Annotated in this window: 13 protein-coding genes; 6 read left to right on the forward strand and 7 right to left on the reverse strand. The window is 63.5% G+C overall.

Annotated features, from left to right (window positions below; genetic code table 11):
• Positions 1 to 156: 156 nt before the first annotated feature.
• Positions 157 to 1,356, forward strand: coding sequence for a murein L,D-transpeptidase family protein (locus tag WNZ15_RS14230; protein WP_342893643.1), 1,200 nt, complete (start codon positions 157 to 159; stop codon positions 1,354 to 1,356).
• Between the two features lie 12 nt (positions 1,357 to 1,368).
• On the opposite strand, the gene WNZ15_RS14235 is transcribed toward WNZ15_RS14230, so the two are convergent.
• The 6 genes from WNZ15_RS14235 to WNZ15_RS14260 all read right to left on the reverse strand — a co-directional run bounded on the left by WNZ15_RS14235 (position 1,369) and on the right by WNZ15_RS14260 (position 6,694).
• Entirely contained in the window at positions 1,369 to 1,983 is a 615-nt protein-coding gene (locus WNZ15_RS14235) for an HD domain-containing protein (RefSeq protein WP_342893644.1), read from the reverse strand.
• A 170-nt stretch (positions 1,984 to 2,153) separates the two neighbouring features.
• Complete coding sequence (locus tag WNZ15_RS14240; protein WP_342893645.1) at positions 2,154 to 3,206, reverse strand: MaoC family dehydratase; 1,053 nt, start codon at positions 3,204 to 3,206, stop codon at positions 2,154 to 2,156.
• 88 nt (positions 3,207 to 3,294) lie between these two features.
• Positions 3,295 to 3,474: a hypothetical protein gene (locus tag WNZ15_RS14245; RefSeq protein ID WP_342893646.1), complete on the reverse strand. Its 180-nt coding sequence runs from the start codon at positions 3,472 to 3,474 to the stop codon at positions 3,295 to 3,297.
• On the reverse strand, positions 3,471 to 4,625 hold the full coding sequence (locus WNZ15_RS14250; protein WP_342893647.1) for a YeeE/YedE family protein: 1,155 nt from the start codon (positions 4,623 to 4,625) through the stop codon (positions 3,471 to 3,473). The genes WNZ15_RS14245 and WNZ15_RS14250 overlap by 4 nt, the downstream gene beginning before the upstream one ends.
• Before the next feature lies 1 nt (position 4,626).
• Complete coding sequence (locus WNZ15_RS14255; protein ID WP_342893648.1) at positions 4,627 to 5,559, reverse strand: rhodanese-like domain-containing protein; 933 nt, start codon at positions 5,557 to 5,559, stop codon at positions 4,627 to 4,629.
• 253 nt (positions 5,560 to 5,812) lie between these two features.
• A complete protein-coding gene (locus WNZ15_RS14260; protein WP_342893649.1) occupies positions 5,813 to 6,694 on the reverse strand; it encodes a LysR family transcriptional regulator in 882 nt (293 codons plus the stop codon).
• Between the two features lie 161 nt (positions 6,695 to 6,855).
• Here WNZ15_RS14260 and WNZ15_RS14265 point away from each other — a divergent pair, with 161 nt between their 5' ends.
• Entirely contained in the window at positions 6,856 to 7,581 is a 726-nt protein-coding gene (locus WNZ15_RS14265) for a hypothetical protein (protein ID WP_342893650.1), read from the forward strand.
• A 201-nt stretch (positions 7,582 to 7,782) separates the two neighbouring features.
• On the opposite strand, the gene typA is transcribed toward WNZ15_RS14265, so the two are convergent.
• Positions 7,783 to 9,606, reverse strand: coding sequence for a translational GTPase TypA (gene typA / locus WNZ15_RS14270; protein WP_342893651.1), 1,824 nt, complete (start codon positions 9,604 to 9,606; stop codon positions 7,783 to 7,785).
• Between the two features lie 204 nt (positions 9,607 to 9,810).
• On the opposite strand from typA, the gene WNZ15_RS14275 reads away from it, so the two are divergent.
• The 4 genes from WNZ15_RS14275 (at position 9,811) to folK (ending at position 12,926) form a co-directional block, all read left to right on the forward strand.
• On the forward strand, positions 9,811 to 10,272 hold the full coding sequence (locus tag WNZ15_RS14275; protein ID WP_342893652.1) for a MarR family winged helix-turn-helix transcriptional regulator: 462 nt from the start codon (positions 9,811 to 9,813) through the stop codon (positions 10,270 to 10,272).
• Positions 10,269 to 11,480, forward strand: a complete 1,212-nt coding sequence (locus WNZ15_RS14280; RefSeq protein WP_342893653.1) for a multidrug effflux MFS transporter — start codon at positions 10,269 to 10,271, stop codon at positions 11,478 to 11,480. Before WNZ15_RS14275 ends, WNZ15_RS14280 begins: the two co-directional genes overlap by 4 nt.
• Before the next feature lie 111 nt (positions 11,481 to 11,591).
• Positions 11,592 to 12,410: a dihydropteroate synthase gene (gene folP / locus WNZ15_RS14285; protein ID WP_342893654.1), complete on the forward strand. Its 819-nt coding sequence runs from the start codon at positions 11,592 to 11,594 to the stop codon at positions 12,408 to 12,410.
• The gene (gene folK / locus WNZ15_RS14290) at positions 12,411 to 12,926 is read left to right on the forward strand and encodes a 2-amino-4-hydroxy-6-hydroxymethyldihydropteridine diphosphokinase (protein WP_342893655.1); all 516 of its coding nucleotides are present in this window, start codon (positions 12,411 to 12,413) and stop codon (positions 12,924 to 12,926) included. It abuts the gene before it with no gap.
• Positions 12,927 to 13,036: the final 110 nt, after the last annotated feature.

Below are 13,036 nucleotides of genomic sequence, written 5' to 3' on the forward strand. Positions count from 1 at the left end.
ACGCGGCCGGGCCGTTCGGACAACCTTCCCTGGGAGGGTTCGAACACTCCGGGCCGTTTCGGGTTTCGTTCAGTTTGGGATTTGACCATGGTCTTCGGGCGCTATTTTACGACGCCATCCGGCCTTAAGCAAAGAAGTCAGCATCCGCGCGGCCGCATGGCCGTGAGGCTCGGCGCCGCGATCGTGGCCGCCGGCGTTCTGGCCGGCTGCCAGGGCGATGAGTTCAGCGCCGGGCCCAACAAGGCAAAACTTCCGATCAGCGCGTCGCTCAAACGCAAGATGAACGACCTCAACATGAGTTCGAAGTCGCCGATCCTGATCCGGATCTTCAAGGAGGATTCAGAGCTTGAAGTCTGGAAGCAGGCCCGCGACGGCAAGTACAAGCTGCTTGAAGAGTTCGAAATCTGCAAATGGTCGGGCAAGCTCGGGCCGAAATTCAAGGAAGGCGACCGGCAGGCCCCGGAAGGCTTCTACGAAATCACCCCGGCGCTGATGAACCCGAATTCAAGCTATCACCTTGCCTTCAATCTCGGCTATCCGAACAATTATGACCGTGCCCACGGGCGCACCGGCTCGCATCTGATGGTGCATGGCGCCTGTTCGTCGCGCGGCTGCTACGCAATGACCGACGAACAGGTTCAGGACATCTACGCGCTGGCCCGGGACAGCTTCAAGGGCGGTCAGCGGTCTTTTCAGGTGCAGGCCTATCCCTTCCGCATGACTCCGGAAAACATGGCGCGCCACCGCACCAGTCCGCATCTGGAATTCTGGCAGATGCTGAAAACCGGCTACGATCATTTCGAGGTTGCCAAGACGCCGCCGGAGATTTCGGTCTGCGAGCGGAAATACGTGTTCGACGCGGTTCCCCTGGTCGAGGGCATCCCCTTCCGCGCCAGCGCCAAATGCCCCGATTACCGGGTCAGCCCCCGGATCGCCTCGGTTGTCGCATCCAAGCAGAAGCGGGACAACGAGAAATACCAGCAGATCGCAGCCCGTCTCGATGCCCGCGAAGAGCGGCAGAAGCGCTGGGAAGAGCGCTCCAACCGGCTGGCGGAAGCGCTCGGCGGCGGCGAGGAAGACACCGTCACGGCTGCGGCGGATACGGACGCCGCAACGGCCGGCACACCGGACAATCCGGTGGAGACGGTTACGGCAGCCACCGGGACTGCCGCCGAGGCACAGAAACGCCCCGGCGCCGCAGTCGAGACCGCGTTCGCCCCTCTGGCGCCGCCCAAGGGCAACAGTACTGTCGGAAAATTCTTCAAGCGCTGGGTGCCGTTCGGACCGAAAGCCTCCGACGAGGCGGGTGTCGGACCGATCACCACGGACATCGTGCCGGGCCAAAAACCGGACTGATCACGACAGGCGCTAACGCCCGCTGACCTGCAGCGGCGGCAGACCGGTGGAGACGCCCGCGCGCAGGATGGCGGGGTCGTAGGCCTTGCGCGCGAACACCTCCCTGACCAGCGCCTCGAAGCTTTCCAGCGAATCAGTCGGATATTCCGGATCGAACGAACTCTGGTCCCAGCGTTCGCAGAAGTCGGCGCAGGCCCGGAAGTGAATGTGATCCTTGAACTGGTCCCGGGCGTTTTCATCCCAGCCATAATGCCTGCCGTAGTAGAGCATCTGGAAAATGCCGTGATGCTCGACCACCCAGGCGACTTCGTCGCGGACGAACGGCCGGATCACTTCGGCGGAAAACCGGTCGTGGTTCTGCGGCGCCAGCCCGTCGCCGATGTCATGCAGCAGGGCGCCGGCGATCCAGTCGGTGTCCGCGCCTTCACGCCGGGCCCTTGTGGCTGCTTGCAGGCCATGCTGCATCCGGGTAATCCGGTAGCCGGACAGCGTGTCTTCGTCCTGCCGGTGCAGTTCGGCCAGGATCCTGTCCGCGGTCAGGGCGTGATACGGCTTCTCGGCTTGTTCCAGAAGCTCGTAATCTTCCCTGGTGCCGTCTTTCATCTGGGTGAAGGATACGGTTTTCATGGCGCGCTCTCCGATTGTCCGGCAAGGGGAACAGGGAAAGGCGCTCCTGTCCAGTCCCGTGCGCCCCGCAGGGCCGGAAGCGCCCGAATTGCGCCTCTCAGGCATTGTGCGGGTCTTCTGCTGCCTGGACGGCCGTGGCCGGTGCTAGGGAATCTTCCCTGCTATCCTGCCTATTTCGGCATCAAGGCCCAATAGTCGAAATCGAGCACGACTTCGGGAAGATAACTGTCTTCGTGGTCGCGGCCGGGGAAATCGTTGCAGGCCCGGTTCTTTGTGGCGACGAGACGCAGGCGCAGCGCGCCGACATCCATGCGCCCCGCGATTTCGGCCTTGTCCAGAACTTCGGACCAGGCATAGACGGTATCGCCTGCGGCCAGGGGCCCGACATGGCGGCCGCCATTGATGCCGGCGATGTGAAAGGCGTTGGCGAGGCCGTTGAAGGACAGCGCCCTGGCGATGGAAATCACGTGTCCGCCATAGATCAGGCGGTGGCCGAAGCGGTTGTGGGCTTCAGTGTGGTGGTTGAAATGCACCTTGGCGGTGTTCTGGTAGAGGCGCGTCGCCATCTGGTGCTCGGCTTCCTCCACCGTCATGCCGTCGACGTGATCGATCTTCTCGCCGATCTCGTAGTCGCCGAAGCGATACGGCGATCCGGCCAGGTCATTGTCCCAGTTGGCGGTGTCGAGCAGCGGCACGGCGGTGCCCAGCGATTGCGGGTCAAGCGCGGCGGGCAGTTCCGGCACCACCGGTTCGGGCGCCGGATTGGCGGCGACCCGCTTGTTGATCATGACCCAGCGGACATAATCCAGCACTTCGGTGCCGTTGGCGGTGTAGCCGGTGGAGCGCACGTAGACCACGCCGGTCTTGCCGTTGGAATTTTCCTTCTTGCCGATCACCTCCGAGACGGTCGAGATCGTGTCGCCGGGAAAGACCGGTGCCAGGAACCGGCCGCCGGCATAGCCGAGGTTGGCGACGGCGTTCAGGGAAATGTCGGGAACGGTCTTGCCGAAGACGATGTGGAAGGTCAGCAGATCATCCACCGGTGCATGGGCATAGCCGAGCGACTTGGCAAAGGCGTCGGAGGACTGCACCGCGAAACGGGACCCGTAAAGCGCCGTGTAAAGCGCCTGGTCGCCGCTGGTGACGGTGCGCGGGGTGGCGTGCCGGATCACCTGACCGACCTCGAAATCCTCGAAAAAATTGCCCTGATCGGTCTTGCTCAACACTGCCTCCTCACTGTGATCTCGCTGGTGCGCATTAAGCCTGTTGCGGCGCACGCGGGCAAGCTGGACCTTTTGCGGAGGGAGAGGCTTAGTTTGTCCCCGCGCCGTCCGGCAAGGCGCCGCAGAAGCCGCCGCTGGGTGCGGTGCCGGAGCCGAGGGCGATGAGGGGCGGGGCCTTGTAGGGGTTGGGCGGTGTGGCAGAGGCGTCGAGGGCGATCAGCGCGGCGATGCCAAGCACCGCGATCGCGGCGGTCACCAGCCGGGTCATGGTTTCGGCTCCAGCTTGAACAGCGGGCGCAAACGGACGCCGTAGATCGATCCGGCGAAGGCGGCGGCGAACCAGACCCAGCCGTGCAGGCTGCCCGTCGCAATGCCGGAGAAGAACGCGCCGACATTGCAGCCGAAGGCGATCCGCGACGAGTAGCCCAGCAGGAAGCCGGCGACGATGGCCGCGATCCAGGCCTGGGCCGGCAGGCCGGGCACTTTTTGCGACAGACCGCCGGTCCGCCAGCTCGCAACCAGAAAGGCCCCCAGGATGATGCCGATATTGGTCAGCGAGGTGTAGTCCGTCAGGATACTGGCCTTCAGGCGCTCGATCGATCCCGGCGCGCTCCAGAACGCGGAGCCGGACAGGTCGGCGCCGGCGGCGGAAGCGGCCTTTGCCGCCCACAGGCCGAGCCCGTAGACGACGCCCCAGGGCTGTCCGGCGACGATCAGGTTGAGGATGGCGAAAGCCGCGAGCAGAACGGCTGCAATGATCAGCCGGCGCGGCAGGCGGCGGTGTTCGGGCGGTGCGAGCTTCCACAGGACTGCGGCGACTGCCGCGAGACCGACCAGCGTGAGGGCGACGCCCTGCCAGCCGGAAAACTTGATGATCGGCAGCGCGCCGAGGTCCGTCCACCAGATCAGGTGATAAGCGCCCGCGAAGCTGCCGATGGCGAAGAACGGCAGGGCCACGAGGGCGACCGCGTTGCCGGAGCCCGCGTTGACCAGGGTTCCCGAGCCGCAGCCGAGCACGACCTGCATGGCGGCGCCGAAGATGAATGCGCCGGCAATCATGGCAAAGCCGACAGGGGCCTGCGCGCCCGCCAGTTCACCGGAACCGGCGGATATCAGGGGCAGCGCCACCAGCGCCACCAGGCCGATCGACAGAAGCTGCGCCCAGATGCCGGCCGGATCCCGGCGCAGGATCATGGCGCGCCAGGGGCCGGCGAATCCGAAGCGCAGGCCCTCCAGCACGATGCCGAAGCCAAGCCCGATGGCAAGCATCAGCCCGAAGCGGCCGCCGACCAGAAGCGCTGCGGCGAAGACGGCGCCGAGGGCGGCCAGAACGAGGACACCACGGCGCAGGAGGGGGCGCAGGAGGGGGCCAAGGAAAGGCGCCGTGGTCTTGACGGAAGTGTCGGTCAGCGTGGTCACGTCAGTTGATGATCTGCTTTATCTGGATCAGAAGGTTTTCGAACAGGCTCGGCGTGTTGGCCATTTCATAGCCCGCATTTGAATATTCCACCATCGAGCCCGGGTAAAGCTTGGCGTTTTCCACACCGGCCAGCTCCGACACGGCGAACCAGTGGGTCGCGGCCCAGTGACCGGTGTTGCAGAAGGACACCGTATCCTTGCCGTCCCGGACGCCCAGGGTCGCCTTGAGGGCGGCCGGGTCGATAGCCGTCGACATGGCCGGTGAGTCCTTCTCGAAGAAGGTCGTATAGGCATGGTTGGTCGCGGTCGGCAGGGTGCCGGGGCGGGCGGCCGCCGCATGGGCCTTCTCGCCGTTGAAGAATGCCGCCGGACGGGCGTCGACCAGAAGCGCGTCCTTTTCGCCGACGGCGACGGCCGCGACGTCGGCGGTCGTTGCCAGCCAGGTGTCGTCGAAGGTCAGCTCCAGGTCGCTCGGCATGGCGGATTCGACTGTCTTGTTGACAGGCAGGCCGGCGGCCCGCCACGAGGTCAGACCGCCGTTGAGGATCGACAGGTCGGTGAAGCCGGTGGATTTCAGGGTCCAGTAGACCCGTGCCGCGGCGCCGAAGTCGGTGTCGGTCTTGCCTTCGGACAGGATCACGATCGGGGCGTCCTGCTCCAGGCCGAGTTCTTCCAGTTCGGCTTCGAGCTTTTCGACATCGACGAGACCGCCAGGGTTTTCCGCCGGACCGCGGAACATGCGGTAGGGAGCGAACAGGGCGCCGTCCGCATGGCCGTCCTCGTAGCCCGCGTTGCGGATGTCGAGAAGAACCGGCTGCGTGGTCTCCAGAGATGCGGACAGGTCCGAGGCTTCGACCAGAGGTCCGTAGGTGGCGGCCTGGGCGGAAGTCGCGAGGCCGGCGGCCATCGCCAATGCGAGCGCGAAGTGTTTCATGGGATCAGCTTTCCTGCTGGGCGGCCTGCTTGTTCTGGACCGGGCCGCTTTCGGTCTGTTGCCGCAGACTCTAGGCCTGTCCACCTGCCGGAGACAGGGATGGCGTTTCAATTTTCAGCGAGCGTCCGGATTCCTGACCCAGAAAGCGCTCCGTATCTGGCACGAATTTGCGGATTCCGGGGACGCCGACACATCCGGGGAGCGCGCCGGGATGCCGAAGTTCACATTCACGTTGCCAATTGCCGGTGCGTCGTCAATTGCCGGGGCGCTGGCCGCGCGAGAATTCGCGTATCAACGCGTTTGTTTCGGGCCGCGACGCCTGATGGCGATGGCGCAGTGCCATCACGTCGCGCGCAATATCGATGTCCTCGATCGGGCGCGAAACAAGGCCTGCATCCATCGGGATCGCGGTCTCGGGCAGGATGACGGCCCCCGAACCTTGCCGGGCCAATCCGAGCAGCCAGTCGACGCGGTTGGACCGATAGGCAGCATAAAGCACGTGGCCACGCTCGGCGCAGGTGCCGTGAAGGGTGTCGCGCATCTCGCAATTCGGTCTGTCGAGCATGGCCGTTGCGGCAAGCGCATCCAGTGTGACGGCATCAAGACGGCTCAGTGGGTGCTCTTTCGAAACAACCACATGATAAACCTCTCGATAGAGAGGGTCTATCCGATATAGCTCCGGACTGACTTCGTCGGCAGAGACCACGACATCAAAGTCTCCCTCCCGCAGTCCATTCAGAAGGTCGTCCGGGGCCGCGACAATCAATTCGATTTCTGCTTGGGGGAGGCGCCCCCTGAACCGTTCCACCGCTGCCGAAATAGTGTTGAGACCAATTGTTTCGCCGATGCCGATACTGACCGGGACCCGCTCGAGCCGTGTGTGCCGGACCGCCGCCGCCTTTGCTTCCCCGGCCTCGATCTGCACTCTATTCAGCCTTGGATATACAAGCTTTCCAAGAGGTGTGAGCCGGCAACCGGCACGGTCCCGGATGAACAGCGCCCCACCAAGTTCATCTTCCAGTTTCTTGATGGCAGCGGTCAGGGAGGGTTGTGACACGTTGGAGGCACTGGCCGCATGCGTGAAGTTGCGATGCGCGCATACGGCCAGAAAATAGCGGATCTGGTTCATTTCCATAGGCTGTTCCCGGATGTCGTTCCGGCAGCTTCGGCAGAACCGGATGTATAGTCAATGCCTATCGAAGAATAGAACATGAGGATTGGAGGCGGAAGGCTGCCTCGTGGGACAAGGTGACATCAGGACTTGAAATCGATGCAACCCAAATCCGGAGATGACCCATGAGAATGCAATTTGTTCCGATGCTGTCCGCTTTCGCCTTTCTCGCCACCGCGGCACCGGGTGCCGCACAGGAGACCGTCATGAACGACTACACGGCAAGCTATATCGAAATGCAGGCCGCTGACGGCCAGTCGGAGGCCCTGGCCGAATTCCTGACCGGAGCGGCGCCTGTGGTGAAAGAGACCGAGCCCGGCACCGAACTCTGGTTCGCTCTGCGTGCCGATGACACGCTTGCCATCTTTGACGTCTTTGTCGACAAGGCGGCGCGGGACGCCCATTTCTCCGGCGCGGTGGCCGGTGCTCTGAACACCAGTGCCGAGGCCCTGGTACAAGGCGGCTGGGACGACGGCGTGGTTGCCAATATCAAGACTTCGGAGGTGCTGTCGGCAAAGGCGCCGGTCGATCTCTACAGCGCGGCAACCGCGACCTATATCGCGCTTGAGGCGGCGCCGGGCCAGGCTGAACACCTCGCGGAACTGCTGCGCTCAGCCGGGCCGGTCGTCGCTGAAACCGAGAAGAAAACCCTGTTCTGGGTGGCGTTGCGGATCGACGAGACACGTTTCGCGATCTTCGACATTTTCGCAGACAATTCCGGTCGCGAAGCCCATTTTTCCGGTCAGGTCGCTGGTTTGCTGAAAAAAAAGGCCGTCGATCTCGTTGAAGGCGGCTGGGACGAGGGTGTCGTCGCAAACGTTCACAACTACGATATCCTTGCCATCAGGTAACGCCGGCAGGAACGAAAAACGCCCGGCGCATGCAGCGCCGGGCGTTTTTTCTCTTCTTGTGGTCACTTCACGCAACTCGCCGGATTTCCGAATGCAGAAACCGGTCAACTGGTTCAGATCAAACGGGCCATTCAACGCGGCCGTTCTTCCGGGCGCGGCGGTGCCGGGCCCCGGCAAGGTGCCGGGGCTCTGAAGTTCCCGTCAGGCGGTGGCCTTGTTGGCCGTGCGTTCGGCGCGCTTGCGCTCATGCGGGTCGAGCATGGCCTTGCGCAGGCGGATGGACACCGGGGTCACTTCCACCAGCTCATCATCGGAGATGTAGGAAAGCGCTGCTTCCAGGGTCAGCTTCTTCGGTGTGGTCAGCTTGACCGCATCGTCCTTGCCTGCGGAGCGGATGTTGGTGAGCTGCTTGCCCTTCAGCACGTTGACTTCCAGGTCGTTGCCGCGCGTGTGCTCGCCGACGATCATGCCCGGATAGACCTTGGTGCCCGGGTCGATCATCATCGGGCCGCGGTCTTCCAGGTTGAACAGGGCGTATGCGACGGCTTCGCCGGTGCCATTGGACAGAAGCACGCCGGTGTGACGGCCCTGGATCGGACCCTTGTAGGGCTCGTAGCCATGGAACAGGCGGTTGAAGATCGCGGTGCCGCGGGTGTCGGACATGAGCTCGGCCTGGTAGCCGATGAGGCCCCGGGTCGGTGCATGGAAGACGAGGCGGGTGCGGTCGCCGCCGGAGGGTTTCATCTCCAGAAGATCGGCCTTGCGTTCCTGCAACTTCTGCACGACCGCGCCGGAATGTTCCTCGTCGACGTCGATGATGACTTCCTCGACCGGCTCCAGCCGGTTGCCGGCATCGTCATACTGAAAAACGACGCGCGGACGGCCGACACCGAGTTCAAAGCCTTCGCGGCGCATGTTCTCGATCAGGATCGCCAGCAACAATTCGCCGCGACCGGCGACGACGAAGGCGTCCGGCTCGTCTGTTTCTTCCACCTTCAGGGCAACGTTGCCCTCGGCTTCCTTCATCAGGCGCTCGCGGATGACACGCGACTGCACCTTGGCGCCTTCCGTGCCGGCCAGCGGGCTGTCGTTGACGCGGAAGGTCATGGACAGGGTCGGCGGGTCGATCGGCTGGGCCTGCAGCGGTTCGTTGATGGAGGGTGCGCAGAGCGTGTCGGCGACGGTGGCCTTGGTCAGGCCGGCGATGGAGACGATGTCTCCGGCTTCGCCCTGCTCGATCGGCTGGCGCTCCAGGCCGCGGAAGGCGAGGACCTTGGAAATGCGGCCGGTCTCGACGACGCTGCCGTCGCGGGCCAGGGCCTTGACGGGCATGTTGGGCACGGCGGTGCCTGAAACGATGCGGCCGGTCAGGATGCGGCCGAGGAACGGATCGGACTGAATGGTGGTCGCCAGCACGCGGAAATCACCCGGCTCGGCTTCCGGCTCGGCGATCCGGTCCAGAACCATGTCGAACAGCGGGTCCATGTTGTCCTGCGGTCCGTCCGGCTCAAGCGCCATCCATTCCTGTTTGGCGGAACCGTACAGAACCGGGAAATCGAGCTGGTCCTCGTTGGCATCGAGGGCTGCGAACAGGTCGAACACCTCGTCGAGGACTTCCTCGGCGCGCTGCTCGGGCTTGTCGATCTTGTTGATCGCGACGATCGGCTTCAGGCCGAGCTTCAGCGCCTTGCCGAGCACGAACTTGGTCTGCGGCATCGGGCCTTCGGCGGCGTCGACAAGCAGGATGACGCCATCGACCATGTGCAGGATACGCTCCACCTCACCGCCGAAATCGGCGTGGCCGGGCGTGTCGACGATGTTGATTCGCGTGTCCTTCCAGACGAGCGATGTCACCTTGGCGAGGATGGTGATCCCGCGCTCGCGCTCGATGTCATTGGAATCCATCATGCGCTCTTCGGTGCGCTGATTGTCCCGGAAGGCGCCTGACTGTTTCAAAAGAACGTCGATGAGGGTCGTTTTGCCATGGTCAACATGCGCGATAATGGCAATATTACGAAGGTTCATAAGGGAAGCTCCAAAAGACAGCGGGGCCCTTCGCGGGCCCGCACCTTGTCTGGACGTTTTTGATCGATGGAACGGCAAATCGCCGAATTTGGCGCCTTTATACTTGGAGCGCGGCATTTGTGCAATGCAATGCGATAACTGCGCATTGACTTCGCATCCCGCCGCGTTTTATCCGTAAGGAAACCTTACTAAATTGGAGCTCTGATGAGCGTTGCCTATCCCAATGTTGCTGTCACCATGCTGGTTGTCGATCTGGCACGGTTGCTCCGGCGGCGCTTCGAAGCGGAGTTGTCCAGGGTCGACACGGGACTGACGGCCGGAGAAGCGCGCACGCTGTTCTATGTCTGGCGTAATCCGGGCCACAGACAGGCCATTCTGGCTGAATTGATGTATGTCGAGCCGATGACCCTGGTCGGGTATCTCGACACGCTGGAAAAAGCCGGACTGATCCGGCGCTGCCCCGATCCGAACGACAAGCGGGCCAAGCTGATTGCCCTGACGCCGCTGGCCGATCCGGTGCTTGAAAGGATCGGGACCGCCCTGGGCGAAGTGCGGTCGCAGGCGCTGGAAGACATCCCGGAGGACAACCGCAAGGTCCTGGAAACCCTGCTGCAGACGATGAAGGACAGCCTGCTGCCCGAGGTTTCAAAGGGAAAGCAGAAATGACCTCCGACAGCACGATCATGAGCGCACGGCGTACGTCGCTTCTGGGCGCCGGTCTTGTCGCGATCGGCCCCATTTCAATGGCGCTTTACACGCCAGCCATGCCCGCGCTTGTCGAGGCCTTCGGCACCAGCGATTCAGCGGTCAAGCTGACCCTGACCGCCTATTTCGCCGGCTTTGCCCTGGCCCAGCTGATCAGCGGCCCGATCACCGATGCGCTCGGGCGCAAGCCGGTCACGCTGGCCTTTCTGACGCTTTACCTGATCTCCAGCGTGCTGGCGACCTTTGCACCGACGGTGGAATTCATGATCGGCGCGCGCGCGCTTCAAGGTGTCGGCGCGGCCATCGGTATCGCCGTTTCCCGCGCGATTGTCCGGGACCAGTTCACCGGCCAGGCCTCGTCAAGGATCATGAACGCCATTGCCATGATGCTGGCGCTGGGACCGGCGATCTCGCCGACCATCGGCGGTGTCGTGCTGGAGCTGTTCGGCTGGCAGGAAGTCTTCTGGTGTATGGTGATCTACGGCGCCCTGCTGATGATAGCGGTTGTCGTCTTCCAGGTGGAGACCAATCCAAATCCCGGCAAACACCACCTCAAGCCCGGCCGTCTTGCCACCAACTACCTGACGCTTCTCAAGGATCCCCGTTTTCTGGGGCCGAGCCTCCTGATCGGGTTCGGACTGGGAACACTCTATGCGCTGGCGACCGTTCTGCCGTTCGTGCTGATCTATGAGGTCGGGCTGTCGCCCTCCGAATTCGGCATGAGCATGATCATCCAGTCCGTGGCCTTCATCTCGGGCACCATCGTGACCGGCCGTCTGCTCAGGGTCGTGGAAGCGCACAGGCTGGTGCCTTACGGCATGGCGATCTGGGTTGCCGCCTCGGTGCTGATGTGCTGGCTGAACCTGACCCAGCAACCGACCATCATCACCGTGATGGCGCCGGTCGCCCTGTTTGCCTTCGGCCTGGCACTGGTGCTGCCGGCCAGTTTCACCGACTCCATGGCGCCGTTTCCCGATATCGCCGGCGCGGCGTCGTCCCTGGTCGGATTTCTGCAGTTCGGCGGCGGTATCGTTGCAAGCCTGATTGTCGCGGCCCTGCATGATCCCGTCCTCGGACTTGCCGTGATTCTTCCGGCGATGCCGATTATCGGAATAGCCTGCAGTCTGTTTTTCAAAAGCCAGGTCCCGCAATCGGCCGCCGCGCATTAGGGGATGAGCCGGAGGTGACGAGCCGGGATAATGGAGGCCGCCGGTCCGACGGTGCTTGACCCGTTCCAAGGGAGCGGGCATCAGGGGCTGCCGTGATCAAGGAACCGCGCCATGGCGAAAGCCGCTGCCTACCGTCTGCCGACAGACCGCCCCCACGTGATGGGCATCCTGAACGTCACCCCGGACTCCTTTTCCGACGGTGGGCGTCATGCGGTTGCGGAGACCGCGATTGCTCATGCCAAAGCGATGATCGCGCAAGGGGCCGACATTCTGGATGTCGGCGGGGAAAGCACCCGGCCGGGGTCCGACCCGGTGTCTCTCGATGTGGAATGGTCGCGTCTCGACCCGATCCTGGACAAAGTCATTGCCCTTGGAACACCGGTGTCCATCGATACCTACAAGGCGGAGATTGCCCGGCGCGCGTGTGCGGCAGGCGCCGTCATCGTCAATGATGTCTGGGGACTGCAGAAGGATCCCGCCATGGCCGACACGGTAGCCGAGGCCGGTGTCCACGTGGTGATGATGCACAACCGCCCGCAAGCCGACGCCGGGCTCGACATCCTGGCGGACATCGACCGGTTCTTCGAGACCTCGATGCAGCTTGCCGAGAGGGCAGGCATTGCGAAGGACAAGCAGATTCTCGACCCCGGCTTCGGCTTCGGCAAGACCATCGACCAGAACTTCATTGTTCTGAACCGGTTCGAGACACTGAAGAAACACGGCCTGCCGCTGCTTGCCGGCGCGTCGCGCAAACGCATGATCGGTGCGGTGCTTCAGGCGGAGACGGCGGACCGGCTTTACGGATCCATGGCGGTCCACATGACCGCGATGCTCAAGGGGGCGTCGATCGTGCGCGCTCATGACGTGGGTCCGCATGCCGATTGTGTGCGTATGCTGGAAGCAACCCTGCTTGAGCGGAACCCGACCTGAATGACCGTACCAGAAACGAAACGCAATGCGCCGACCCGCTCTGCCCTCGGGCTGGGCTCCAATCTCGGCGATCCGAGGTTCAACCTGGACGAGGCTGTCCGCCGGCTGGAGCAGACCGAAGGCGTGACGCTTGTGGCCCGCTCGTCGGACTACAGGACACCGCCCTGGGGGCCGGTGAAGCAGGATGATTTCCGCAATATCTGCGTTGTGGTCGACACGGTGCTGAGCCCGCGCGATCTCCTGAAGCGCTGCCTCGCCATCGAGCTCGAACTTGGCCGTGTGCGCGACGAGCGCTGGGGCCCGCGGACGATCGATATCGATGTCCTGATCTACGGCATGGAACGGATCGCGGAAGCCGATCTGGAGATCCCGCATCCGCGCATGGGCGATCGGGCCTTCGTGTTGATCCCGCTGGCCGAAATCTGGCCGGACGCCCCGCTGGCCGACGGACGCACCGCCGCCGAAGCGCTGGAAACCTGTCCGGACCAGGAGGGTGTGGTGAGGCTGGACGGCTAGGCTTTCTGGCAGAGCCCGGGACAGGACGTCAAAGGATGCGCCAAAGCCCTCGCCAGACGCGGAGGGGGGCTCCGGATTGCCCCGGCCTTCACGTTATTGAAACGGATTCA

Origin of the sequence: Roseibium sp. AS2 (assembly GCF_038900065.1) — a bacterium.
In the GTDB taxonomy this organism is placed as follows: Bacteria; Pseudomonadota; Alphaproteobacteria; order Rhizobiales; family Stappiaceae; genus Roseibium.